The 21,978-nt window shown below is 64.1% G+C and carries 23 protein-coding genes and 1 tRNA gene; 13 read left to right on the forward strand and 11 right to left on the reverse strand.

What is annotated here, in order from left to right; translation table 11 throughout:
* The first annotated feature begins 193 nt into the window (after positions 1–193).
* The 3 genes from AC0L3S_RS28840 (at position 194) to AC0L3S_RS28850 (ending at position 2,476) form a co-directional block, all read left to right on the forward strand.
* Positions 194–1,186, forward strand: coding sequence for an LAPAL motif-containing putative phage structural protein (locus AC0L3S_RS28840; protein WP_473282929.1), 993 nt, complete (start codon positions 194–196; stop codon positions 1,184–1,186).
* A gap of 334 nt (positions 1,187–1,520) precedes the next feature.
* The gene (locus tag AC0L3S_RS28845) at positions 1,521–2,006 is read left to right on the forward strand and encodes a hypothetical protein (RefSeq protein ID WP_473282931.1); all 486 of its coding nucleotides are present in this window, start codon (positions 1,521–1,523) and stop codon (positions 2,004–2,006) included.
* On the forward strand, positions 2,006–2,476 hold the full coding sequence (locus AC0L3S_RS28850; protein ID WP_473282933.1) for a hypothetical protein: 471 nt from the start codon (positions 2,006–2,008) through the stop codon (positions 2,474–2,476). Before AC0L3S_RS28845 ends, AC0L3S_RS28850 begins: the two co-directional genes overlap by 1 nt.
* 175 nt (positions 2,477–2,651) lie before the next feature.
* Here the strand turns inward: AC0L3S_RS28850 and AC0L3S_RS28855 are convergent, their stop codons facing one another.
* Together AC0L3S_RS28855 and AC0L3S_RS28860 are read right to left on the reverse strand one after the other, a co-directional pair.
* Positions 2,652–3,152 carry a hypothetical protein gene (locus AC0L3S_RS28855; protein ID WP_473282935.1) on the reverse strand — a complete coding sequence of 167 codons (501 nt, stop codon included), beginning with the start codon at positions 3,150–3,152 and terminating at the stop codon, positions 2,652–2,654.
* Positions 3,153–3,772: 620 nt separating this feature from the next.
* The gene (locus AC0L3S_RS28860) at positions 3,773–4,801 is read right to left on the reverse strand and encodes a hypothetical protein (RefSeq protein ID WP_473282937.1); all 1,029 of its coding nucleotides are present in this window, start codon (positions 4,799–4,801) and stop codon (positions 3,773–3,775) included.
* A 163-nt stretch (positions 4,802–4,964) separates the two neighbouring features.
* Between AC0L3S_RS28860 and AC0L3S_RS28865 the strand changes: the two genes are divergently transcribed.
* Complete coding sequence (locus AC0L3S_RS28865) at positions 4,965–5,291, forward strand: hypothetical protein (RefSeq protein WP_473282940.1); 327 nt, start codon at positions 4,965–4,967, stop codon at positions 5,289–5,291.
* Between the two features lie 133 nt (positions 5,292–5,424).
* Here the strand turns inward: AC0L3S_RS28865 and AC0L3S_RS28870 are convergent.
* The 4 genes from AC0L3S_RS28870 to mnmA all read right to left on the reverse strand — a co-directional run bounded on the left by AC0L3S_RS28870 (position 5,425) and on the right by mnmA (position 7,983).
* Positions 5,425–5,501, reverse strand: a tRNA-Met gene (locus tag AC0L3S_RS28870).
* Positions 5,502–5,741: 240 nt separating this feature from the next.
* Positions 5,742–6,098 carry a hypothetical protein gene (locus AC0L3S_RS28875; protein WP_473282941.1) on the reverse strand — a complete coding sequence of 119 codons (357 nt, stop codon included), beginning with the start codon at positions 6,096–6,098 and terminating at the stop codon, positions 5,742–5,744.
* 44 nt (positions 6,099–6,142) lie between these two features.
* Complete coding sequence (locus AC0L3S_RS28880) at positions 6,143–6,781, reverse strand: class I SAM-dependent methyltransferase (RefSeq protein WP_473282943.1); 639 nt, start codon at positions 6,779–6,781, stop codon at positions 6,143–6,145.
* 20 nt (positions 6,782–6,801) lie between these two features.
* On the reverse strand, positions 6,802–7,983 hold the full coding sequence (mnmA, locus tag AC0L3S_RS28885) for a tRNA 2-thiouridine(34) synthase MnmA (protein ID WP_063994840.1): 1,182 nt from the start codon (positions 7,981–7,983) through the stop codon (positions 6,802–6,804).
* Between the two features lie 348 nt (positions 7,984–8,331).
* On the opposite strand from mnmA, the gene AC0L3S_RS28890 reads away from it, so the two are divergent.
* From AC0L3S_RS28890 to AC0L3S_RS28930, 9 genes are all read left to right on the forward strand, one after another.
* Positions 8,332–9,978: a flagellar hook-length control protein FliK gene (locus tag AC0L3S_RS28890; RefSeq protein ID WP_473282946.1), complete on the forward strand. Its 1,647-nt coding sequence runs from the start codon at positions 8,332–8,334 to the stop codon at positions 9,976–9,978.
* Positions 9,979–9,991: 13 nt separating this feature from the next.
* The gene (locus AC0L3S_RS28895; RefSeq protein ID WP_473282948.1) at positions 9,992–10,699 is read left to right on the forward strand and encodes a flagellar hook assembly protein FlgD; all 708 of its coding nucleotides are present in this window, start codon (positions 9,992–9,994) and stop codon (positions 10,697–10,699) included.
* A 368-nt stretch (positions 10,700–11,067) separates the two neighbouring features.
* A complete protein-coding gene (gene sciP, locus AC0L3S_RS28900) occupies positions 11,068–11,343 on the forward strand; it encodes a CtrA inhibitor SciP (RefSeq protein WP_002714638.1) in 276 nt (91 codons plus the stop codon).
* A gap of 192 nt (positions 11,344–11,535) precedes the next feature.
* Complete coding sequence (fliF, locus tag AC0L3S_RS28905) at positions 11,536–13,143, forward strand: flagellar basal-body MS-ring/collar protein FliF (RefSeq protein ID WP_473282949.1); 1,608 nt, start codon at positions 11,536–11,538, stop codon at positions 13,141–13,143.
* Positions 13,144–13,160: 17 nt separating this feature from the next.
* Entirely contained in the window at positions 13,161–14,252 is a 1,092-nt protein-coding gene (gene fliG / locus AC0L3S_RS28910) for a flagellar motor switch protein FliG (protein WP_007614076.1), read from the forward strand.
* Positions 14,252–14,872 carry a FliH/SctL family protein gene (locus AC0L3S_RS28915; protein ID WP_473282951.1) on the forward strand — a complete coding sequence of 207 codons (621 nt, stop codon included), beginning with the start codon at positions 14,252–14,254 and terminating at the stop codon, positions 14,870–14,872. Before fliG ends, AC0L3S_RS28915 begins: the two co-directional genes overlap by 1 nt.
* A 3-nt stretch (positions 14,873–14,875) precedes the next feature.
* The gene (gene fliN / locus AC0L3S_RS28920; RefSeq protein WP_007596160.1) at positions 14,876–15,226 is read left to right on the forward strand and encodes a flagellar motor switch protein FliN; all 351 of its coding nucleotides are present in this window, start codon (positions 14,876–14,878) and stop codon (positions 15,224–15,226) included.
* Between the two features lie 44 nt (positions 15,227–15,270).
* Positions 15,271–16,656 carry a sigma-54-dependent transcriptional regulator FlbD gene (flbD, locus tag AC0L3S_RS28925; RefSeq protein WP_473264814.1) on the forward strand — a complete coding sequence of 462 codons (1,386 nt, stop codon included), beginning with the start codon at positions 15,271–15,273 and terminating at the stop codon, positions 16,654–16,656.
* A gap of 337 nt (positions 16,657–16,993) precedes the next feature.
* On the forward strand, positions 16,994–18,142 hold the full coding sequence (locus tag AC0L3S_RS28930; RefSeq protein ID WP_473282953.1) for a M20 family metallopeptidase: 1,149 nt from the start codon (positions 16,994–16,996) through the stop codon (positions 18,140–18,142).
* 30 nt (positions 18,143–18,172) lie between these two features.
* On the opposite strand, the gene AC0L3S_RS28935 is transcribed toward AC0L3S_RS28930, so the two are convergent.
* From AC0L3S_RS28935 to ssuD, 5 genes are all read right to left on the reverse strand, one after another.
* The gene (locus tag AC0L3S_RS28935; RefSeq protein ID WP_018453881.1) at positions 18,173–18,331 is read right to left on the reverse strand and encodes a hypothetical protein; all 159 of its coding nucleotides are present in this window, start codon (positions 18,329–18,331) and stop codon (positions 18,173–18,175) included.
* 95 nt (positions 18,332–18,426) lie between these two features.
* Positions 18,427–19,008 carry a flavin reductase family protein gene (locus AC0L3S_RS28940; protein WP_473264817.1) on the reverse strand — a complete coding sequence of 194 codons (582 nt, stop codon included), beginning with the start codon at positions 19,006–19,008 and terminating at the stop codon, positions 18,427–18,429.
* Between the two features lie 31 nt (positions 19,009–19,039).
* Positions 19,040–19,876, reverse strand: a complete 837-nt coding sequence (locus tag AC0L3S_RS28945) for an ATP-binding cassette domain-containing protein (RefSeq protein WP_473282955.1) — start codon at positions 19,874–19,876, stop codon at positions 19,040–19,042.
* A 20-nt stretch (positions 19,877–19,896) separates the two neighbouring features.
* On the reverse strand, positions 19,897–20,703 hold the full coding sequence (gene ssuC / locus AC0L3S_RS28950) for an aliphatic sulfonate ABC transporter permease SsuC (protein ID WP_473264819.1): 807 nt from the start codon (positions 20,701–20,703) through the stop codon (positions 19,897–19,899).
* Positions 20,700–21,857 (reverse strand): FMNH2-dependent alkanesulfonate monooxygenase, encoded by a 1,158-nt coding sequence (gene ssuD / locus AC0L3S_RS28955; RefSeq protein WP_473282957.1) that lies wholly within the window; start codon positions 21,855–21,857, stop codon positions 20,700–20,702. The genes ssuC and ssuD overlap by 4 nt, the downstream gene beginning before the upstream one ends.
* Positions 21,858–21,978 lie beyond the last annotated feature (121 nt).

Genomic DNA, 21,978 nt, shown 5'->3' on the forward strand with positions numbered 1-21,978 from the left:
GTAGATGCGTGTCCGGATGGACTTCACCCCGTCACGCCGCCCAGAGTTGCAGCGCACAGTCACGCGCCAACCGAGCTGCCAAACCCGGCCGATTGCCTCTATCATAAGAACGAACTGAGTACACATGCGAGCCAACGGCGCGGTAGACCGTTCCGCTGCAATGTTGGATTGTAGAGTTTTTGGGGGGAATCGTGTGGCTAACTCGGGTGAGGACAACCGCCAGAGGTTCCAGGTAGCCTATGTCGGTGACGTGGACAGCGACCATAGCATGGACGTGGAGGCGTTGGCCCCCGCGTTGTTGGCGTTCGGCAAGTTAATCCGGGCGGCCAATGCTGAGTTAAACGACGACCGAGCGACCATGAAGGTGCTCGTTGACTCGGAGTTCGAGCACAAGTGCTTCCTGATCAATTTCGAGACCCTTCAGATCATCCTCGATGAAGTCAAAAACTTCCTGAACGATGAAGGGGTAAAACGTGCCGGCGACGTACTGCAGAAGGTCGGCGTCCTGGGCGGTACCGTCGCAACGGGAGTGTTCGGCTATTTGAAATGGCGCAACGGCCGAAAGGTCGAATCGGTCCAGGAGGTCAAAGACTCGCCTGGTGCTATCGTCGTCAAACTGGAAGGCACCGGACACACCCTTCAACTCGGCAAGGACGTGTATCGGCTCGCACAAAATCCCGATGTGCTGGAAGCGGTGGAAGGCACGCTTGCGCCGATCAAAGAGCACAAGGAAGCCCTCGCTATCGAGTTTCGCAGGGACAACGTACCGCTGACCACTTACGGCGAGGCAGACGTGAAAGCCATCATCGCCTCATGCGAAGATCCCGGCGGGGTAGAGCCTCCTGACGAAGACGAAAAAGAAACAAAAACCGTCACCGCCGTGCTGTACTCGCACGGGCCTGTGTTCGATGTGAAGGCTCCGAATTGGCGTTTCCTGTACAAGAAGAAGCCCATCTATGCCGACATTCGAGAGACGAACATCGCCAAGGAAGCGGTCAAGCGCGGCGGGTCGTTCATGAATGATCGCTACAAGGTGAAGATGGAAATCAAACCCGCAGCGAAAGACAACTCCGAGCCACACTACAAGATCACTGCGGTTTTGGACTTCACCCCGGCAGAACAGCAAATCACAATGAAGCTGCGTGCCCGGAAGAAGGCGACCAAGAAAAGAGCAGCGGCCAAATGAAAAAGCCGCCCCAAAACGATCTAAGAAAGCGAAGGTATAGCAACGGCCAGCATCCGCGCTGCGGAAGTGAAATTTCCTTTTCATCTATTGTTGGAACTATTGAGCCGCCCAACCATCCTAATTTAAACGGGCCCGTTTGATCTGCTGCGCAGAGGGACGGTGTTTCTCAACTGACAATGGACAAATGCGGGGGCAACAACAGAAAAGCCGCCCCGTTAGCGGCTGATGTGATGCATGCCGATAAAGGCGCGGAAACCTTCAAAAACTGAAACGCTCTGCGCCTTATCCTTTATCCTACGCATGGGAATACGGTAGCATCCCGCGTGAAGCGGAAATGAAGGGGCAAGGGGATATGTGGAAAACTGCGCTGTCTCTGTGCCTCGTTTCGTCGGCCGCACTAGCCGAGGAGCCGATTAGATTCGCCCCGAAGATGTTTTCCGACGGCCCCGAAGTCATCGAAGTGTCCGGCACATTGACCGGCGAAGGCGTCCCGTACCCGAACAATACCCATGTCGTGACGTGTTGGAAGGACCGGAAAGAGTGCTCGGTCGTCACGGTTGAAGCAGACAAGCAGTACATCACCCGGGTCACGGGACCAGGGATTTATCCCATCACTTCCTGGACCGACAATGAGGTGGTCGCACAGGATGACGCGATGTGCTCCCGCTCGACCATACGGGTCGCTCGGAAACGTACCCTCGTCCTGTGGGTCCAGGAGCCGATCAATCAAACCCAAACCTGGTGCGCCAAGTCGGAGACGCGGGTGCTGAAATGGACGATTGAAGATCCGGCCTACTACAAAGTCATGCAGGGGAAGTGATGAATTTCCAGCGGGGGTTTTTCAGGATGTGGGTGCTGTGCTCCATCCTCTTTGTGATCGCAGTTGCGGCACTCTCCTACGAAAAGGTCAGCGGCGAATTTGAAAAGGCGAGCCTGGATTTCAGCCAAGTCTCCATCCTCATGCTTCCCATTGATTGCAAAGAGGCACGGGGGAAGGTAGGGACAGACTATTCGCCCCCGGACGGACCCTGGAATAACTACACGACCCGCGCGCAGTGTTGGTACAAGCTCCCGGATTTCCGGCGCCTGTACCCCGAATATCGCGATCTCTCCGAGGAAGCCCTGAGCGACAAGCTGTATGACCGTGTCGGAATTGTCCGTAATGCGGCGCGACCGTGGGGAGCACTCGGTACGTCGGCGGCAATTGCGCTCGGCGTACCCCTTATCATCCTCATAGCAGGCGCGGGATTAGGGTGGGCTTTTTCAGGATTTCGCACCAGGCCGACATAAAACGAGAAGAGCCCCGTTGTGGGCTTTCTGTTTCTCGACGCTCTAGGGCATTTCAGGCAGTCTTGGAGGCCTCTATTTCCCGTCGCAGCCTGCACCACGCGATAGATGATGTGCGACCCGAAAGCGCTTGCTGCGGTCTGGACTGCAGACGACAAGTGCAGAGACGCTGTTCGGGTCAATCGGCGATCGTACCGTCGGAGGCGCCAGCGTTCCCGCGGATCGTCATGTATTCGTCTTCGATCTCGCTAAAGAGCGGAGACGGCCCGATGGCTTCGGGCTGGTCGGGAAGTGCGGCCGGTGGATCGGACCGGACAAAGCGACGATCCACCGGTGCCGTAGCGGCCGAGTGGATCGTCGCGGGCTGGTGGATCGTTCCGGCCTGCAGAAGCGCGAGCTGCCGATCGGCGACCTCCGCCAGCTTGCCGATGGCCTCCGCCAAGGGTTCGCGGACCTGGGGAAGCCCTTCGCCGGAGCGCCAGCGATCCCAAACGTCCTTGCGAAGCAGGTCGGCACGTGCGGTCACCGTGGGGTGGCCTGCATCCCCCTTCTTGACCTCCTGCTCGATCGCGACCGCCTCCTGGATGGCGGCGAGGTCGCGCATGCCGGCCGGCGAGAACACCGGCGCCGGCGCCGGGCTCTCGAGCTTCGCCGCGGCCTCGTTGAGGAAGGCCATCATGTTGGCAAAAACTCCTCGGGGCTGTCGCCCTTCGGGAAGCCGACCTCGCTCGGCGGAAACTCGCTGTACGCGTGACCTTCCAAGTGCCGCCTCCATTCGCCGAACCCGGCCTGAGCCAGGATCCCCAGCCACGCGGCTCGGCGGTGCGCCTCCCTCTTGGGCAGCACGCCGAGCCTCACCCGGATAGGAGCGCACGGGATGCCGCTACCCGCAAGATCGCGGGGCGGTCGGATCTGGAAGAAATACGTGGAAAGCCGGCGAACAACGTAGGTAGGCGCGCCTCGCCGGCGGCTGCTGCGGCCGGCGCCGGGGCGGCGCGGTCGTGGACTACTTGATGGACTACCTCGGGGGATACACGCTTCGGCACTTGCACACTCACGCAGGCCGGACGTGCGATTTTTCAAGGTTTTCTGCGCGAAGAAAGTGGCGGATAGGATGGAAACTGGCGGAGAGGGAGGGATTCTCGAACAAGAAACGCGGACACCCGAAAAACCCGTAAAATAGGCATTCCCGAAAGAGGCCGGCGAAGGTTCGCGACACCGGTGTGTACCCCAGAGACGCCGCACGAGAATTAACATTCAGATTATTCCCAGCTTGGAGAGCGCCAAGGTGCAACAATCCTATGTAGGGAGCCGCAACAATTGCTCTTGCTGCAAGTCTTTGAGGGACTTTCGCGGCGGATCACGCACCAATAATAATTTCTTTTCATTGAAGCGCAGGATCTTCTTCGCTCGTTTAATTCCATCGCGAGCCTTGCCGTACCTTTCAGTAGCCGTGCGGCTGCTCGCATGATTTACGATGACCGCGATCTCCGAATTGGAGAAACCGCTCCGCTTCATGCATGCGATCGCGAAATGCCGAAAAGTGTAGGTGCAAACCCGTTCGATCCCGGTTGCATCGGATGCCGTTGCGAGACGCTCGTTCATGACGCTTAGAACGTGCCATAGTCCACCATATCTCTCGTCCCATTTTTCGATTTCCGCGATCCATTGATCGAGCCGGTCGATCAGCCGTTTCGGGTAAGCGCTGATGTCGACCTCGCAGGTGTCGGTCAAACCGCGTCCGTTGGTATGTTTTTCAGCGCGAGCACGCAGGAAATTTCCCTCCCGCCGGAGCGTAACGATTTCGCCGGGCCGCCAGCCGAGACGCGAGGCCATCAGAATATATCCAGCGATCCACAGCGAAAACCCGTCGGCCTGGTCGCGAAAATATTGAACGAGGGCACGCAATTCCCGCACCGGAATCGATTTACGAGGTGCTTTCCGCTCCTTTCTCTTGGCGGCGACTTTCTCTTGGTGCGCCTTCGCCTTGGCCTCTTTGGACTTCTTGGCCTTCTTGATCGACTGAGGCCGATCATTTTTCAGACGCCAGAGCAGCGATTTTTCCGGCTCCGGGTGGTCGCTGATGAGATCCATCCTTACAAACATCTCCACGCGCTGGCTTAGAGCGGCGGCGATACCCCGGATGTAGCTGTCCGACCATCTGCCATCGCTCTCCAGAAACCAGTTGGCGCACATGGTTACGCGGCTCTCATAGGGCGCGTGACAGACGTCGGCCGGGTGCTCCCGGCAGTATTGGCCGAGGAACTTGGTGGCGTCGATCTCGTATCGGGCGATCGTTTCATCGCTCCGCACAGGCTCAGTAAACATGGGTCACCTCCGCGTTGGTCGATGCGTTGACCAACGAAACACGTCCCGGCCGCAAGAGGCAAGCTGACGTGAGACGAAGCTTCTCTTGAAACCGGCCGCGGCGGTGCAGACATCTGGGTCACGGGCCATAAGGCCCGCATCATCTAGCGAAAGGAGAAGCCAAATGCCCCCGATCCAGGGCTATACGGCGTCGGTCGAGGCCGCGAGGCAGGCGCTCGAGGTCGCGCAAACCGCGTTGCCGCGGGATGTGGGACAGGCGGTCATGGCGGCCGGGTGGACGTTCCTGCGCGACCGCCACGATGTGAACGCGCTGATCGATCACGTCACGTCGGAAGCCGAAGGTGGCGACTTCGTTAGCAAGCTGCACGCTGCCGCCGACAAGGCTAGGCAGCAGCAGCCGCAGCGCGGTCGCCCGCCCAAGGCTAACAGCGACGCGACCCACAAGCACGTTAACGGCGACGAGAACTCGATCGCCGCGACGACCATCTAACGGATTAACGTTAGAAACCCGATCGGCCTTGTGGCCATTGCTGAGGGGTTCGCGCGCCTGTATCATTGATACATCCCTCATGCGCAACAGCGATCAGGCAAGTTCGAGGAATTTCAGGGATTTATCGGGAGTTTGGTAGCGGGAGAGGGACTCGAACCCCCGACCCCAGGATTATGATTCCCGTGCTCTAACCAGCTGAGCTACCCCGCCACAGGGTCGCGAGGGCCGAAACAGGCCGATCTCGCGAACGCGCGGCATATAAGGAAGGGGGCGGCGGGCTGTCAAGCTAAGGTCGCCGGCTTCTGTTCGGGCCGATTTGGCGGGGGAATCGCGCCACTCGGGCACCGGACTCGCGGAGAGTCCCCCTCACCCGGAATCCGCGCGTCGCGCGGATTCCGGCCTCTCCCCGCAGGCGGGGAGAGGCGAAGAAGCGCGGATGCGCGACTATTGTTATTTCGGCCGCACCGTCGGGTCGCCGCCGGGGCTGCCGGGGGGCGGGATGACGGGCATGGCGCCGTTCGTGCTGGGCGCGGGGGCGTGCATCTCGGGGTCGACGCCGGAGGGCGGGCAGAGCACGCCGTCTGATTTTGCCAGTTTGTCGCCGAGCGGTTCCCGGGACTGGCCGGTGGTGGTGCCGTCGGCCGAGCGGTTCGGGCGGTCCTGCGGCGTGCAATTGGTGGCGTGCTGCGGGGATGGCGGCGCGGTTTGTTGCGGCGGCGTCGCCGGGGCGGGCGGGGCCTGCGCGATCGCACTGCCGGAGGCGGCGATCAGGAGGCTGGCCAGAATGAGGTTTGATGTGGTGCGCATGGAAGGGAAACGCGCGGGTGCTGCCGGGTGTTCCGCGCCCCCGATCACGATTTGAGGTAGCGGATCAGCGAAAAGTGCCCCATCGGCGGCATCGGGCGGCGCTCGGCCAGCGTAACGCCGCCGTGCTTCGCGGTCCAGTCGACCAGGCGCTGCCATGGAAACTCCGGGCGCCAGCCGAGGCGGCGAGCCAGCGGCGCAAACGCCAGCTCGGAGAGTTTGCGCAAACCCTTTTCGGCGCCGATGTGGTTGACCAGGATCAGCTCGCCGCCGGGCTTCAAGACGCGCACGAACTCGTCGAGCGTGCCTTCGGGATCGGGCACCGCGGTGATGACGTATTGCGCGACCACCGCGTCGAAGAAGTTTTCGGGGAAGGCGAGGTTTTTCGCGTCCATCACCGAGAGCACCTCGACATTGGAGAGCCGCAAGCTGCGCACGCGCGATTGCGCCTTGCGCAGCATCGGCTCGGAGATGTCGACGCCGCAGATCTTCGTGGTGCGCGCATAATCCGAGAGCGAAAGCCCGGTGCCGACGCCGACGTCGAGGATGCGGCCGCCGATGCGGTCGGCCTCGGCGATGGTCGACTGCCTTCCGGCGTCGAACACCTTGCCGAACACGAGATCATAGACCGGCGCCCAGCGGCCATAGGCCTTCTCGACCCCGGCCCGCGAGATGTCTGCTGCCATGCCCCTGCCCTATGTATTTTTTAGCCGCGGACCGCTTCTGCGAGCGGCCTCGTCGTGCTGCTTGCGGCCTTCGCGGCGGCGCTTTGAATGAAGCCGCCGCCGAGCACGCGGGCCTGGCCGCCAGGTGCGTCGTAGAACACGCAGGCCTGTCCCGGCGAAACGCCCTCTTCGCCGGCGACGAGCTCGACCTCGTAATGGCCGTTGGCGCCGCGCAGCCACGCGGGCTGGGGCGCGCGGGTCGAGCGCACGCGCACGAACATTTCGAGTCCATCGCCGATGGCGCGGTCGATGTCGCCATCGCCGATCCAGTTGACGTCGCGCAACACGATGCGGTGCATCTTCAGCGCCTCGCGCGGGCCGACGACGACGCGGCGGTTGGCGGCCTCCAGCCGCACCACGAACAGCGGCGCGGCGGCTGCGATGCCGAGGCCGCGGCGCTGGCCGATGGTGAAATTGGCGATGCCGTTGTGCCGGCCGAGCACGCGGCCGTCGAGATCGACGATGTCGCCGGGGTCCATCGCGTTCGGCCGCAGGCGGGTGATGATGTCGGTGTAGCGGCCGGTGGGCACGAAGCAGATGTCCTGGCTGTCGTGCTTGTCGGCGACCGCCAGACCAAAACGCCGCGCCAGTTCGCGCGTCTCGGGCTTGGTCATGTCGCCGAGCGGAAAGCGCAGATAATCGAGCTGCTCCTGCGTGGTCGCAAACAGAAAGTAGCTCTGGTCGCGATCGGCATCGGCGGCACACACCAGCGCGCGCGAGCCGTCGTCGCGGCGGCGCGAGGCGACGTAATGGCCGGTCGCGAGCGCGGTGGCGCCGAGTTCGCGCGCGGTCTTCAAGAGGTCGCGAAACTTGACCGAGCGGTTGCACTCGATGCAGGGCACCGGCGTTTCGCCGAGCGCGTAGCTGTCGGCGAAATTGTCGATGACGGACTCGCGAAAGCGGTCCTCGTAGTCGAGCACGTAATGGGGAATGCCGAGCTTGGCCGCGACGTCGCGGGCGTCGTGGATGTCCTGGCCGGCGCAGCAGGCGCCCTTGCGATGGGTGGCCGCGCCGTGGTCGTAGAGCTGCAGCGTGATGCCGACGACGTCGTAGCCTTCCGCCTTCAAGAGCGCAGCCGTCGTCGATGAATCGACGCCGCCCGACATGGCAACGACGACCCTGGTATCCTCAGGACGGCCTTCGAGATCCAGACTGTTGAGCATGGGCCTTAAAGCGTTGTGACGGCGGCGTTGGGCGATCCGCTGGGGGCTTCCGGCGGGACAAAGGCGATCCCCGGGAACCGAGAGTTCCCGAAGGGCGCGGCCTGCCCGGTCGAAAGCGGTTGAGAGCTGTCTCTTTAATATAGGCGGCCTTCCGGTGAAGCAATCACGGACCCCGCAAGGTTTACGGCAATTCTTGCCGGGGAGGCAGAAATGGCGGGGCTTTGAGAGGCCCCGCAGCGGGGATGTCAATTTGCCAAGCCATTGATTTTAATTGACAAAATCTATTTGCGCGAGGATGGCCCGCTCCTTGCTCCCTCTCATGGCGAAGATGTTTCCAAGGGGTTGCCTGTGGTCGGTCGTACGTCAGATGTCGTGGCAAGCGTGCAAGTCCCAAGCGCGCAGCAAAAGCCTGCCCGGTCGCAAGCGCCGAAAGAGAGCTCCGCCAACGACTCCTTTGGCTCGCTGGTGGACAGCAACACCCAGGCGATCAGCGACAGCGCGGCGTCCTCCGTGCAGGACACCCCGCGCCGCACCGACTCATCGTCCTCCGCCCCGGACAAGAGCCCGCGCGATCGCTCAGTGACCGACAAGTCCTCGCAGAGCAAGGCCAGCGACGACGCCGACAATTCCGCGGCCGCCAAAAGCGACACCAGGAACGACGTGAAGAGCAACGCCAAGAGCGACGCGACGGATGATGCCGCCAAGGCCGACGGCAAGACCAAGGACAAGCCGGAGGCGTCCGACACCAAATCGGCCGACAAGTCTGCGGAGAAGTCCGACCAGACCAAGGGGGACAAGGCCGACGGCACCGATGGCCTCGCCGCCGCCGTCGATACCGCAGCCGCCGCGCAGATTGACGCGACGCAGGCCGCCTTACCCGATCCAAACGCACTCGTGATCGCCGTGCCGGTCGATCCCAACGCGGCCGCGAACCAGGCCACTGGCGCCGCCTCCTCGCCGCTGACGATCGCCGCCGCCGGCATTGCCGCCAGCGCATCCATCGCGGCGCAGATCACCGGCGTCAAGACCGATACCGCGACGCCGGGCGACAAGAGCGCCAAGACCGCAAGCGCCAAAGTCGATGCCGACACCTCGGCGACGCTGGCCGATGCCGCGACCGGGACGACCGATTCGACAGCGACCGATGCAAAGACCAATGGCGGCCTGATCGCCGCCGTCGACCAGGGCACGCCAAAAACCTCGTTCAAGGCCGCGGCCGTCGCGCAAGGCGCGAGCGACGTCTCCAATATCGGCCAGGACACCGGCAAGGCCAACGCCGCGCAGACCCCGGCGACGGCAGCGTCCGCCACCACGGCGCATCCGCAAGCCGACAAGCCGCCGATCGACGCGAACGCGGCCGACGGCAAGGCTGGGACTTCCGACCGCACCGCCGATGCGGCACCGGCGACGGCCACGACGCATGCCCATGCGGGCACGCAGGCCGCTGTCCCCACCACCGACACCAGCGCGCAGGCGGCCTCCGCCATTCAAGCGCCCCTGACCAATAGGACTTCGGCCGCGACCGCATCGACCGCGACGCTTACCGTGACCGCGGCGAATGCCAACGCCATTCCGATCAGCGGCGTGCCGATCGAAATTGCCGCCGCCGCACGCGCGGGCAAGACCCGGTTCGACATCAGTCTCGATCCGCTCGACCTCGGCCGCATCGACGTCCGCATCAATGTCGACCGCAACGGCCAGGTCACCTCGCATCTCACCGTCGAGAAGCCGGAGACGCTGCAGATGCTGCGGCAGGACGCGCCGCAATTGCAGCGCGCGCTCGACGATGCCGGCCTCAAGACCGGCAGCAACGGGCTGTCCTTCAGCCTGCGCGATCAGAATTCATCGGGCCAGAACTCCGGCCAGAACAACGACAATGGCGGCAATGCCCGCCGGCTGATCGTCAGCGACGAGGACGCAGTTCCCGCGGCCCCGGTCGGGCGCAGCTACGGCCGCATGCTCGGATCGAGCAGCGGCGTCGACATCAGAGTGTGAGGAGTATTCGATCATGACCACCACGAATGCCGCCACCGCCCCGTCCGTCGTCTCGGGCACGACCGACCTGCCGAAATCCTCGTCGAACCCAAGCCTGGGCTCGAGCACCGGCGCGACGCTGGCCGGCAACTTCCAGACCTTCCTGACGCTGCTGACGACGCAGCTGCAGAACCAGAACCCGCTCGATCCGCTGGACACCAACCAGTTCACGCAGCAGCTGGTGCAGTTCGCCGGCGTCGAGCAGCAGCTCAAGACCAACGACTCGCTGTCCCAGCTCGTCACGCTGCAACAGACCACGCAGGCGACCCAGGCGCTCGGCTTCGTCGGCAAGACCGCGCTGGTCGACGGCACCACCGGGACCATGACGAATTCGTCGGCGACCTGGCATCTCAACGTGCCCAGCGACGCGACCGTCGACATCACCATCGCCAATGCCAGCGGCCAGACCGTGTTCACCGGCAAATACACCGCCGGCGCGGGCACCGACATTCCGTTCACCTGGAACGGCCAGGGCAATGACGGCACGCAATGGCCCGACGGCAAGTACACGATCTCGGCCACGGGCAAGGACGTCGCCAACAACAATGTCGGCATCGCCGCGCAGGTGCAGGGCACGGTGTCGTCCGTCGACCTGACCCAGTCGCCGCCGCTGCTGACTATCGACGGCTCCAGCTACACCCTGAGCCAGGTCAAGAGCATCATCGCGACGGCCAGCAATTAAAGGCGGCGCGCGAAGCACATTCCGCGTCGTCCTGGCGAAAGCCAGGACCCATTGCCACCGAAAGTAGTTTTGGTTCGAGGGAGTAGCCCCGAGTCGTCGCCAAACTTCGCGCTGGGGTAATGGGTCCTGGCGTTCGCCAGGACGACAATTTGGGCCTTGCGGCACCCCGCGCAGGCCTCGTTCGTTAGTAAAGTATTTACGAACACCCCCCTCGGCCCGCCTGGACGCACCGTCCCGCCGGTCGAGACGGCTGCGTTCCAGCCATTTTCAACGAGAATTGTATTGAAGCCTTAGGCTTAGCGGATTTTTAAGCCGGCGGGCGTAGGGTTCCTGAGTGAGTTCAGTGGTTGAGAGTTTGTGAGTACGCCATGACAGAACCCCATCGCCCGAGGGTAAAATACGTCATCGGGCCGGACGGTAGTCCGTTGACGATTGCGGATCTGCCTGCACCCGGCACCAAACGCTGGGTCATCCGCCGCAAGGCCGAGGTCGTCGCCGCAGTCCGTGGCGGTCTTCTCTCCCTCGAGGAGGCCTGCAGCCGTTATACGCTGACGGTTGACGAATTCCTCTCCTGGCAGTTTTCGATCGACCAGCATGGTCTGGCGGGACTTCGCACCACCCGTATCCAACAATATCGCCAGTAGGCAATCCGGAAATCTGCGGCTTTTGACGAAAATCGGCCTCGCCTCGCGAGGCCGATTTTTTTCATGTTTCGTTTTGGCGCGACTTTTGTCGCAGCTCTTAACCTTCGTTAACCATATCGAAACCATCACCTAGGCAATAATTGCCCAGTCGGCCTTTCCTGTGAAAGCAGCCGAATCTCTCGGGGCGGTTGCTTGCAAGGTCTTGCGGACTTTCTGAAGGGTATCGGAGCCGCCCGGTTCGGGGCGATGATCGCGGTCACCGCCGCGCTCGTCGGCTTCTTTGCGTTCGTCATCATGCGCGTCACCACGCCGCAGATGACGACGCTGTTCACCGACCTCAGCGTCGAGGACTCCTCGGGCATCATCAAGGACCTGGAGCGCCAGGGCATCCAGTTCGAGCTGCGCAACGAAGGCAGCATCATCATGGTGCCCAAGGACAAGGTCACCCGGCTGCGGATGAAGCTCGCCGAGGGCGGCCTGCCCAAGGGCGGCGGCGTCGGCTACGAGGTGTTCGACAAGTCGGATGCGCTCGGCACCACCTCTTTCGTCCAGAACATCAACCATCTCCGCGCGCTGGAAGGCGAGCTCGCCCGCACCATCCGCGCCATCGACCGCATCCAGGCCGCCCGCGTCCATCTGGTGCTGCCGGAGCGCCCGCTGTTCTCGCGCGAGGCGCCGGAGCCGTCGGCCTCGATCGTGGTGCGGGTCCGCGGCGCGCTGGAGGCCCAGCAGATCCGCGCCATCCGCCACCTCGTCGCCTCGGCCGTGAACGGGCTGAAGCCGCAGCGGGTTTCGATCGTCGACGAGACCGGTCAGCTGCTCGCCGACGGCGCCCAGACCGATCCGGACCAGCAGATCGGCGACGAGCGCCGCACCGCCTTCGAGAAGCGGATGCGCAAGCAGGTCGAGGACATCGTCTCCTCCGTGGTGGGGACGGGACGCGCCCGGGTCCAGCTCTCCGCCGATTTCGACTTCAACAAGATCACCCAGACCTCGGACAAGTACGACCCCGAAGGCCGCGTGCTGCGCTCGAGCCAGACCCGCGAAGAACAGAGCATGACCGCCGACAACAACGGCCAGGTCACCGTCAACAACGAGTTGCCGGGCAACCAGCAGAACGGCGGCGTCGCGGCCAAGGACCAGAGCAAGAAGAGCGAAGAGACCAACAATTACGAGATCTCCCGCACCACCAAGACCGAGGTCACCGAGGCCGGCCGGGTCAACCGCATCTCGGTCGCGGTGCTGGTCGACGGCATCTACTCCAAGAACGAGAAGGGCGATCTGGCCTACCAGGACCGCACCAAGGAGCAGCTCGACCGCATCGCCACGCTGGTGCGCTCGGCGATCGGCTTCGACCAGAAGCGCGGCGATCAGGTCGAGGTCGTCAATCTGCGCTTTGCCGACGCCCCCTCCACCACCCCGATCGCGGAGCCGAGCGGCTTGCTCGGCATGCTCCAGTTCACCAAGGACGACGTCATGTACTTCGTCGAGCTCGGCGTGATGATGCTGCTCGGCCTGGTCGTGCTGTTCCTGGTGATCCGGCCGCTGGTCAAGCGCATCCTGGCATCCGATGAAGTCGCAGCCGCCATTTCCGGCGCCCTCGCCGGTCCGGCGAGCGACGAGGCCGCGCCCGCCAGCCAGCCGCTCCTGCCGAGCGGCGCCGCGAGCGCGATCGACGTCGCCACCGTCCAGGGCCAGGTCCATGCCCAATCCGTCCATCGCGTCGGCGAACTCGCCGAGCGCAATCCCAACGAGACCGTCGCCATCATCCGCCAATGGCTGACCGAACCCGCGAAATAATCGAGAAGTGATCTGACATGGCCGCTGCCCTGCAAAATGCCAATTCCAACGACATCACCAGCGTGATCTCCACGCTCGGTCAGCGTGCCGTCGGCCGCGCGGGCGCCAAGACCGAAGCAGTACCGGGACCGAAGCGCGCCGCGATCCTGATGCTGGCGCTCGGCGAGCAATATGGCGGCAAGATCTGGGGCTTGCTCGACGACGACGAGGTGCGCCAGCTCTCCCTGGAGATGTCGACGCTCGGCACCGTCGAGGTCGACACGGTGGAGGACATGCTGCTCGAATTCGTCTCGCGGATGTCGGCCTCCGGCGCGCTGATGGGCAATTTCGATGCCACCGAGCGGCTGCTCCAGCAATACCTGGCACCCGAGCGCGTCAACGGCATCATGGACGAAATCCGCGGCCCGGCCGGCCGTAACATGTGGGAGAAGCTCTCCAACGTGCAGGAAGAGGTGCTCGCCAACTATCTCAAGAACGAATATCCGCAGACCATCGCGGTGGTGCTGTCGAAGCTGAAGCCGGAACACGCCGCCCGCGTGCTCGGCATCTTCCCCGAGGATCTGGCGCTCGACGTCGTCAACCGCATGCTGAAGATGGAGGCGGTGCAGAAGGAGGTGATCGAGAGTGTGGAGAAGACGCTGCGCACCGAATTCATGTCCAATTTGTCACAGACCCGCCGACGCGACGCCCACGAAGTGATGGCGGAAATCTTCAACAATTTCGACCGCCAGACCGAAACCCGCTTCATCACCTCGCTGGAAGAGGACAACCGCGAATCGGCCGAGCGCATCAAAGCGCTGATGTTCACCTTCGACGATCTCGTGAAGCTCGATTCCGGCTCCGCCCAGACCCTGATGCGCAACGTCGACAAGGACAAGCTCGGCGTCGCGCTCAAGAGCGCCAACGAGGACGTCCGCAACTTCTTCTTCGGCAACATGTCCTCGCGTGCGGCAAAAATGCTCCAGGACGACATGGCGGCGATGGGCCCGGTCCGCCTGCGCGACGTCGACGAGGCCCAGGCGCTGCTGGTCAACCTCGCCAAGGATCTCGCCGCCAAGGGCGAGATCATGCTGACCAAGAACCGCGCCGACGACGAGCTGGTGTATTGATGGCCGCTCCGGCAAAATTCCTGTTCGACAACGACTTCGCAGCGCCCGACCGGACGCGCGAGAAGGCCGCAACCGCAGCCGAGATCGCCCAGAAGGTCGCGGAAGCCGAGGCGCGCGCCTATCAGGACGGCTTCGCCGCCGGCCAGCGCGAGGCCAAGGCCGAGAGCGACCGCCGTGTCGCACTCGCCCTGGAAGAGATCAACATCGCCATCCGGGGCATCGCTTCGGGCATCGGCAACATCGAATCCAAGATGGAGACCGAGGCGGTCGACGTCGCGGTCGCGGTGGCGCGCAAGCTGTGCGCCGATCTGGTCGCCGCCGAGCCGCTCGGCGAGATCGTCGCGCTGGTCAAGGACTGCTTCTCGCATCTGGTCGCGACGCCGCATCTCGTCGTCCGCATCAACGACGCGCTCTACGATTCCGCGCGCGAGAACATCGAGCGGCTGGCCAGGCAGAACGGCTTCGAAGGCCGGCTGGTGATTCTGGCCGAGCCCGAGATTGCCACCGGCGACTGCCGGATCGAATGGGCCGATGGCGGCGTCGTGCTGGAGCGCGCCGCTATCGCGGCCAAGATCGACGAAATGGTGGGACGCTACGTTGCATCCCGCAGGGGGAGTTAAATCATGAGCGACACTGACGGACAGGTCCCGCTGCCCGATCTCAATGGCCCGATGCCGCCTACCGGCACCGACGTCGGCTACAACGAGGACGAATACGCGACGCGCGCCGCCGCCGACCTCGAGGCCGTGTTCGACGTACCGGTGCAGGTCTCGGCGGTGCTCGGCCGCTCCAAGATGGACGTCAGCGAGCTGTTGAAGCTCGGACCCGGGACCGTGCTCGAGCTCGACCGGCGTGTCGGCGAGGCCATCGACATCTACGTCAACAACAAGCTGGTCGCCCGGGGCGAAGTCGTCCTGGTCGAGGACAAGCTCGGCGTGACCATGACCGAAATCATCAAGACTGAACGCGCCTAAAGCGACGACGCGCGGCAGCGCGACCAGACGGACAGGAGACTGACATGCGGCTTCTCATCGTTGGCACATTGAAGGGCCAGCTCACCACCGCCACCAAGATCGCGATGGCGAACGGCGCCACCGTGACCCACGCCGAGGATCACGATCAGGCGATGCGCGTGCTGCGCGGCGGCAAGGGTGCCGACCTGCTGCTGGTCGACGTCGCCCTCGACATCCGCGATCTCGTGATGCGGCTCGAGGCCGAACACATCCACGCGCCGATCGTCGCCTGCGGCATCACCAACGACGCCCGCGCCGCGGTCGCCGCGATCCACGCCGGCGCCAAGGAATACATCCCGCTGCCGCCGGACCCGGAGCTGATCGCAGCAGTGCTGGCCGCGGTCGCCAACGATTCCCGCGAGCTGGTCTATCGCGACGAGGCAATGGCCAAGGTGATCAAGCTCGCCCAGCAGATCGCGGGCTCGGACGCTTCGGTGATGATCACCGGCGAATCCGGGACGGGCAAGGAAGTGCTGGCGCGCTACGTCCACACCCGTTCGGCCCGCGCCAAGCGCCCGTTCATCTCGATCAACTGCGCCGCGATCCCCGAGCATCTGCTGGAGTCCGAGCTGTTCGGCCATGAGAAGGGCGCCTTCACCGGCGCGATCGCCCGGCGCATCGGCAAGTTCGAGGAGGCAACCGGCGGCACGCTGCTGCTCGACGAAATCTCGGAGATGGACGTCCGCCTTCAATCCAAACTGCTCCGCGCCATCCAGGAGCGCGTGATCGACCGCGTCGGCGGCACCAAGCCCGTCCCGGTGGACATCCGCATCATCGCGACCTCGAACCGCAACCTGGTCGAGGCCGTGCGCGAAGGCACGTTCCGCGAGGACCTCTTGTTCCGGCTCAACGTCGTGAATTTGAAGATCCCGCCGCTGCGCGAGCGTCCCCTCGACATCCTCGAGCTCGCCCAGCACTTCGTGAAGAAATATGCCGAAGCCAACGGCGTGCCGATGCGCCCGATCTCGGCGGAAGCGCGGCGCGTGCTCTCCACCAACCGCTGGCAGGGCAACGTCCGCGAACTCGAAAACACCATGCACCGTTCGGTCCTGATGGCACAGGGCGACGAGATCGGCGCCGATGCGATCCTCACGCCCGACGGCGACCGCCTCGACCTCGCCAAGACCGCACCGGCCGTGGCGCATGCCACCATGGCCGCCGAGCAGGTTACGCGGGCCCTCGTCGGCCGCACCGTCGCCGATGTCGAGCGCGACCTGATCCTGGAGACGCTGAAGCACTGCCTTGGCAACCGGACCCATGCCGCGAACATTCTGGGCATCTCGATCCGTACGCTGCGCAACAAGCTCAACGAATATTCCGACGGCGGCATTCCGATCACGCCGGCTGGCACGCCCGGTGAATATCCGCGCATGCCGATGGTGGGGGCGTAAGATCCACGCCGATTGAGATAATGCGAATGCCCGGGCCCAGTCCCGGGCATTTTTGTTGGTGAAGTGCAGACAGCCTCCAGACTCTCGATGTCGTCCTGGCGAAAGCCAGGACCCATTACCCCAAGGAGGAGTTTGACGAAGATTCGTCGTTCGGTACTCCTACCGCCCTCCGCCGATAGATTCCGCGGTATGGGTCCTGGCTTTCGCCAGGACGACGTTGGGAAAGGCAGCGTGGATCAAAACCCGCAGACTGCGACATGGCCGCACCGCATTCTCCGACTAGGTCAGGCTCACACAACGCCCTATAAACCCGCGTGAGAACCACGCGAGGGTCAACATGTCTCAAGCTCAAATCACGGACTGGCTGGCGACGCAGCGGCAGGCGATGATCGATCTGCTGCGCGATGTCGTGAACATCGATTCCGGGTCCTATGACAAGGAAGGCGTCGATGCGGTCGGGGCGCGGTTCGAGCGGCATTTTGCCGAGCACGGCATTCCGTTCCGACGCGAAAGCCACGCTACTTTCGGGGATGCGATCCACGCCGAAGTCGCAAAGCCCGGTAGCAACGAGAAGGCGGTGCTGTTGATGGGGCATCGCGACACCGTGTTCGGCAAGGGCGAGGCCGGACGGCGTCCGTTTACGATCCAGGGTACGCGCGCCTATGGTCCTGGTGTTGCCGACATGAAGTCCGGCGTCGTCATGAACATATTCGTGGCAACCGCCTTCCACAAATTCGGCGGCAACCCGCATCCCATCAAGCTGCTGATCACCTCGGACGAGGAGATCGGCTCGCCCTCCTCGCGGCCGGTGATCGAGCGCGAGGGACGCGCCGCGCGCGCGGTGTTCAATTCCGAGCCGGGCCGCCCGACCGGCAATATCGTCACGGGACGCAAGGGCGGCATCTTCATGCATTTCGCCATCACCGGCAAAGCCGCGCATTCCGGCGCCAATTTCGCCGCCGGCGTCAGCGCGATCGGCGAGCTCGCGCACAAGATCGTGCATATCCACGCGCTCACCGATCTCGACAAGGGCATCACGCTCAATGTCGGCCTCGTCTCGGGCGGGCAGTCCGTCAACACGACGGCGCCTTACGCGGAAGGGCAGATCGACCTGCGCTATGTCGATCCGGCGGATCGCGCGAGGGTGATGGCCGCGATCGAGACGATCATCGCGACACCCTACGTGCCCGGCACCAGCGCGACGTTGACCGTCAAGGGCGAGTTCGTGCCGGTGGTGCAGAGCGCCGATTCAAAGGCGCTGTTCGAGAACTATCAGGCCGCCGCAAAGCAGGCCGGCCTCACGACGCTTCAGGGCGAGTTCTCCGGCGGCTGCGCCGATTCCGGCTTCACCGCCGCGGTCGGAACGCCGACCATCTGCGGGCTCGGCCCGGTCGGCGGGCTCGCGCACACGCCGGAGGAATATCTCGAGCTCGACAGCATCGTGCCGCGCGCGCAGGCGCTGGCGCTGGCGATCTTGCAGGGGTGAGAACAGGTGCCGCGCCCGTCCGCGAGAACGTCACGAATAGCTCGGCGCATCCGGCCTGCGGAAGATCTGGATGGGGTCGCCCGGCACGATCGGATGGCCGCTGAACATCGCATAGGCGTAGAGCGCGAGATAGGCGATCGCGAGCGCGCCGACCGCGTAGAAGGCCCAGGTCGCGACGCGTTTCATCATTGCGCTCCATTGCTGTCCCGGCGGGAGGCTCAGGCAGCGCTTCTAGAGCGATGACGGGGAAAAGGCCAGCCTGCACGGCCGATCGCCGGCGGCGATCAAATGCCACGCCGGACGTGGGTGGGAACGCTGACGTCCGCAAGCCTGAGTGCGTCTTCGTCCTGATCCACCGCCAGGTACTGACCGTGCCAATAGGCCAGCGCAGCGTTGCGGGTCGAATTCCTGACGTCTCGCACCCGCCCGATGATGATCCCGTGTGAATGACGCTCGAAGATCTCCTCGACTTCGCAATCGACGGCCGACAATGCGCCCACAAGCAGCGGAACACCCGAGACGGCGGTCACCCAACTGGCGCCCGCGAAACGATCGGCACCCTTGAGCCCGCCCTTGCCGGCAAAACGCTCGGCGATGTCGAGCTGATCGGCCGCGAGGATGTTCACGCCGAAGGCACCGTAGCGGCGGATCAGCGGGAAGGAGGAGGCGTCGCGGTTGATGCTGACGATCAGCGTCGGCGGATCGACAGAGAACGAGCTGACCGAGGTGACCGTCATGCCGGTGATGTCCTTGCCCCGTCCGGCGGTGATGACGCTGACGCCGCCGGTGAGGTGGCGCATGGCGCCGCGGAAATCGGCGGGCAAAACGGGGATTTCAGTCATGAGATCGCGGGGCACTACATTCATGGCATACTCCCCGAAGCGGGGTTCCCTCTATTTAGGTACGATCGTCCGCCGACAAAAGGTGGCTCAGGATCGAGCCTTCGAGGCCCGCGAGCTCGGCCGAGCCGCGTTCGCGCGGCCGGGCCGTGTTAACCACGACGTCATGGGCGATCCGCCCTTCCTCGATCACCAGCACCCGGTCGGCCAGCGCGACCGCCTCGGCGACATCGTGGGTCACCAGGATCGCCGTAAAGCCCTGGTCGCGCCAGACGCGCTCCAGCAACCGCTGCATCGAGATGCGGGTCAGCGCGTCCAGGGCGCCCAGCGGCTCGTCGAAGGCGAGCACACGGGGGCGCGAGACCAGCGCGCGGGCAAGCGCTACGCGCTGCTTCTGGCCGCCCGACAGCACCGAGGGCCACTGGTCGCGCTTGTCGGTCAGCCCGACCTCAGTCAGCGCCTTCTCCGCGCGCGAATGCGCGTCCGACGAGGCGCGATCCCGACCGAGGCCGACCTCGACATTGGAAAGAACGCGGGCCCAAGGCAACAGCCGAGGCTCCTGGAACATGACGCGGATATCCTCGGGCTTCACCGCGTCGCCGAGCGAGATGCTGCCGGCGTCGAACTTCTCCAGGCCCGCGATAAGGCGCAGCAGCGTGCTCTTGCCGCAGCCGCTCTTGCCAACGATGGCGACGAACTGGCCGGCGGGGATGTGCAGGTCGATGCCGCGCAGCACCTCGTTGTCGCCGTAGGATTTGCGCAGGCCGCGGATGCTGAGCGGCAGGCCGCTGTTATGCGCTGGGCGCTCCTCGCGCACCACGCGGGCGTGAGGCGCGAAATTGGCGCGGTTGGCGAGCTCGGTTTCCGGAAGGGAGGTACGAAGGGCTGTCTGCATGTGATTCCCAGTATGTCTGCTCAGCGTTTCCAATAAGCCGGGTGCCAGGAGAGCGTCAGGCGCTCCAGCACGCGGGAGGCGCTGTCGGCGAGCTTGCCGAGCAGCGCGTAGATCAGGATCGAGAGCACCACGACGTCGATCAGCATGAACTCGCGCGCCTGCATCGCCATGTAACCGAGGCCCGAAGACGCCGCGATGGTCTCGGCGACGATCAGGGTCAGCCACATGATGCCGAGCGCAAAACGGATTCCGACGAAGATCGAGGGCAGCGCGCCCGGAAAGATCACGCGGCGGAACAGCTCGCCGTCGGTCATGCCGTAGATGCGGCCCATCTCGATCAGCTGGGGATCGACGGTGCGGATGCCATGCAGCGTGTTGAGGTAGATCGGGAAGAACACGCCGAGCGCGACCAAAAACAGCTTCGCGCTCTCGTCGATGCCGAACCACAGGATGACAAGCGGGATCAGCGCCAGATGCGGCACGTTGCGCACCATCTGCAGCGTGGTGTCGGTGAGCTTGGCCGAGAGCTGCGACAGGCCGTTGGCGAGGCCGAAGGCAAAGCCGATGCTGCCGCCGATCAGGAAGCCGATCGAGGCGCGCCAGAAAGAGACCCAGATGTTGCGAACGAGCTCGCCGGAGAGCAGCAGCTTCCAGCCCGCAAGCAACACGTCGCTCGGCGCCGGCAAGACCCGAGTCGGCACGAAGCCGGTGATGCTGGCGACCTGCCAGATCGCGATGATGGCGAGCGGCACGATCCACTGGATCAGGCCCTCGACGCGCGGCAGGCGCAAGCCGCGGGGAAGCGAAACGCTGTCGATCAGGCTCATGATTGCGACACCTGCTGCTGCGGACGATAATCACTGCCGACGGTCTCGCCGAAGGGGCCACCGTTGAAGTGAAGTCTAGTCACGTTGCTGGGCTGCTCCAGCGAGAGCAGCGGGAACACCAGCTCGGCGAAACGATAGGCTTCCTCCAGATGCGGGTAACCCGACATGATGAAGGTATCGACGCCAATGTCCTGATACTCCTTGATGCGGGCCGCGACCGTCTGGGCATCGCCGACCAGCGCCGTGCCGGCGCCGCCGCGCACGAGGCCGACGCCGGCCCACAGGTTCGGGGCGATCTCGAGCTTGTCGCGCTTGCCGCCATGGAGCTGAGCCATGCGCTGCTGGCCAACCGAATCCATCCGCGCAAAGTTCTTCTGCGCGGTCGCGATGGTCTCGTCGCTGACATGCTTGATCAGCTCGTTGGCCGCTCGCCAGGCCGCCTCATTGGTCTCGCGGACAATCACGTGGAGCCGGATGCCGAACGATAGTCTTCGACCGCGTGCGGCGGCCACCTCCCTCACCTTCGCGATCTTCTCGGCGACCAGCGCCGGCGGCTCGCCCCAGGTGAGGTATTTGTCGACGGTATCGACAGCGACGTCGATGCCGGCATCCGACGAGCCGCCGAAATAGAGCGGCGGACGCGGCGACTGCACCGGCGGAAACAGCAGCTTGCCGCCTTCGACATGGATGTGCTTGCCCTCGACATTGACCGTCTTGCCGGCGAGCAGCTCGCTGTAGACGCTGAGGAACTCGCGGGTGACCTCGTAACGCTCGTCATGGGCGAGGAAGATGCCGTCGCCCTTGTTCTCGACCGGATCGCCGCCGGTGACGACGTTGACCAGGAGCCGGCCATTGGTGATGCGGTCGAGCGTCGCGGTCATGCGCGCGGCCACGCTCGGCGATTGCAGGCCGGGCCTAACCGCCACGAGATAGCGCAGCCGCTCGGTGAACGGCGCGACCGAGGAGGCGACGATCCAGGAATCCTCGCAAGACCGCCCGGTCGGCAGCAGCACGCCGAAATAGCCGAGCTGGTCGGCGGCCTGCGCGATCTGGCGCAGATAGTTGAAATTGACCTCGCGGCCGCCGATGCCGGTGCCGAGATAGCGGCCGTCGCCGTGGGTCGGCAGGAACCAGAGGATGTTGGTGTTGCTCATGGATGTGCTCCGATGACTAACCGTAAGTCGTCCCGACCGCGGCGGCGACGATGCCGATCGACATGACGATAGCTGCGACTACGCGTTGAACGACACGCCTCATGTTCAAACCCTTTTGGAT

Source organism: Bradyrhizobium sp. Ken01 (assembly GCF_055807355.1).

What these genes read in the sequence shown, in the direction of transcription:
- AC0L3S_RS28845 (WP_473282931.1), top strand. Translation starts at nt 1,521, where the DNA reads ATGAAGGGGCAAGGGGATATGTGGAAAACTGCGCTGTCTCTGTGCCTC.
- AC0L3S_RS28850 (WP_473282933.1), top strand. Translation starts at nt 2,006, where the DNA reads ATGAATTTCCAGCGGGGGTTTTTCAGGATGTGGGTGCTGTGCTCCATC.
- AC0L3S_RS28855 (WP_473282935.1), bottom strand. Translation starts at nt 3,152, where the DNA reads ATGATGGCCTTCCTCAACGAGGCCGCGGCGAAGCTCGAGAGCCCGGCG.
- AC0L3S_RS28860 (WP_473282937.1), bottom strand. Translation starts at nt 4,801, where the DNA reads ATGTTTACTGAGCCTGTGCGGAGCGATGAAACGATCGCCCGATACGAG.
- AC0L3S_RS28865 (WP_473282940.1), top strand. Translation starts at nt 4,965, where the DNA reads ATGCCCCCGATCCAGGGCTATACGGCGTCGGTCGAGGCCGCGAGGCAG.
- AC0L3S_RS28875 (WP_473282941.1), bottom strand. Translation starts at nt 6,098, where the DNA reads ATGCGCACCACATCAAACCTCATTCTGGCCAGCCTCCTGATCGCCGCC.
- AC0L3S_RS28880 (WP_473282943.1), bottom strand. Translation starts at nt 6,781, where the DNA reads ATGGCAGCAGACATCTCGCGGGCCGGGGTCGAGAAGGCCTATGGCCGC.
- mnmA (WP_063994840.1), bottom strand. Translation starts at nt 7,983, where the DNA reads ATGCTCAACAGTCTGGATCTCGAAGGCCGTCCTGAGGATACCAGGGTC.
- AC0L3S_RS28895 (WP_473282948.1), top strand. Translation starts at nt 9,992, where the DNA reads ATGACCACCACGAATGCCGCCACCGCCCCGTCCGTCGTCTCGGGCACG.
- sciP (WP_002714638.1), top strand. Translation starts at nt 11,068, where the DNA reads ATGACAGAACCCCATCGCCCGAGGGTAAAATACGTCATCGGGCCGGAC.
- fliG (WP_007614076.1), top strand. Translation starts at nt 13,161, where the DNA reads ATGGCCGCTGCCCTGCAAAATGCCAATTCCAACGACATCACCAGCGTG.
- AC0L3S_RS28915 (WP_473282951.1), top strand. Translation starts at nt 14,252, where the DNA reads ATGGCCGCTCCGGCAAAATTCCTGTTCGACAACGACTTCGCAGCGCCC.
- fliN (WP_007596160.1), top strand. Translation starts at nt 14,876, where the DNA reads ATGAGCGACACTGACGGACAGGTCCCGCTGCCCGATCTCAATGGCCCG.
- flbD (WP_473264814.1), top strand. Translation starts at nt 15,271, where the DNA reads ATGCGGCTTCTCATCGTTGGCACATTGAAGGGCCAGCTCACCACCGCC.
- AC0L3S_RS28930 (WP_473282953.1), top strand. Translation starts at nt 16,994, where the DNA reads ATGTCTCAAGCTCAAATCACGGACTGGCTGGCGACGCAGCGGCAGGCG.
- AC0L3S_RS28935 (WP_018453881.1), bottom strand. Translation starts at nt 18,331, where the DNA reads ATGATGAAACGCGTCGCGACCTGGGCCTTCTACGCGGTCGGCGCGCTC.
- AC0L3S_RS28940 (WP_473264817.1), bottom strand. Translation starts at nt 19,008, where the DNA reads ATGAATGTAGTGCCCCGCGATCTCATGACTGAAATCCCCGTTTTGCCC.
- AC0L3S_RS28945 (WP_473282955.1), bottom strand. Translation starts at nt 19,876, where the DNA reads ATGCAGACAGCCCTTCGTACCTCCCTTCCGGAAACCGAGCTCGCCAAC.
- ssuC (WP_473264819.1), bottom strand. Translation starts at nt 20,703, where the DNA reads ATGAGCCTGATCGACAGCGTTTCGCTTCCCCGCGGCTTGCGCCTGCCG.
- ssuD (WP_473282957.1), bottom strand. Translation starts at nt 21,857, where the DNA reads ATGAGCAACACCAACATCCTCTGGTTCCTGCCGACCCACGGCGACGGC.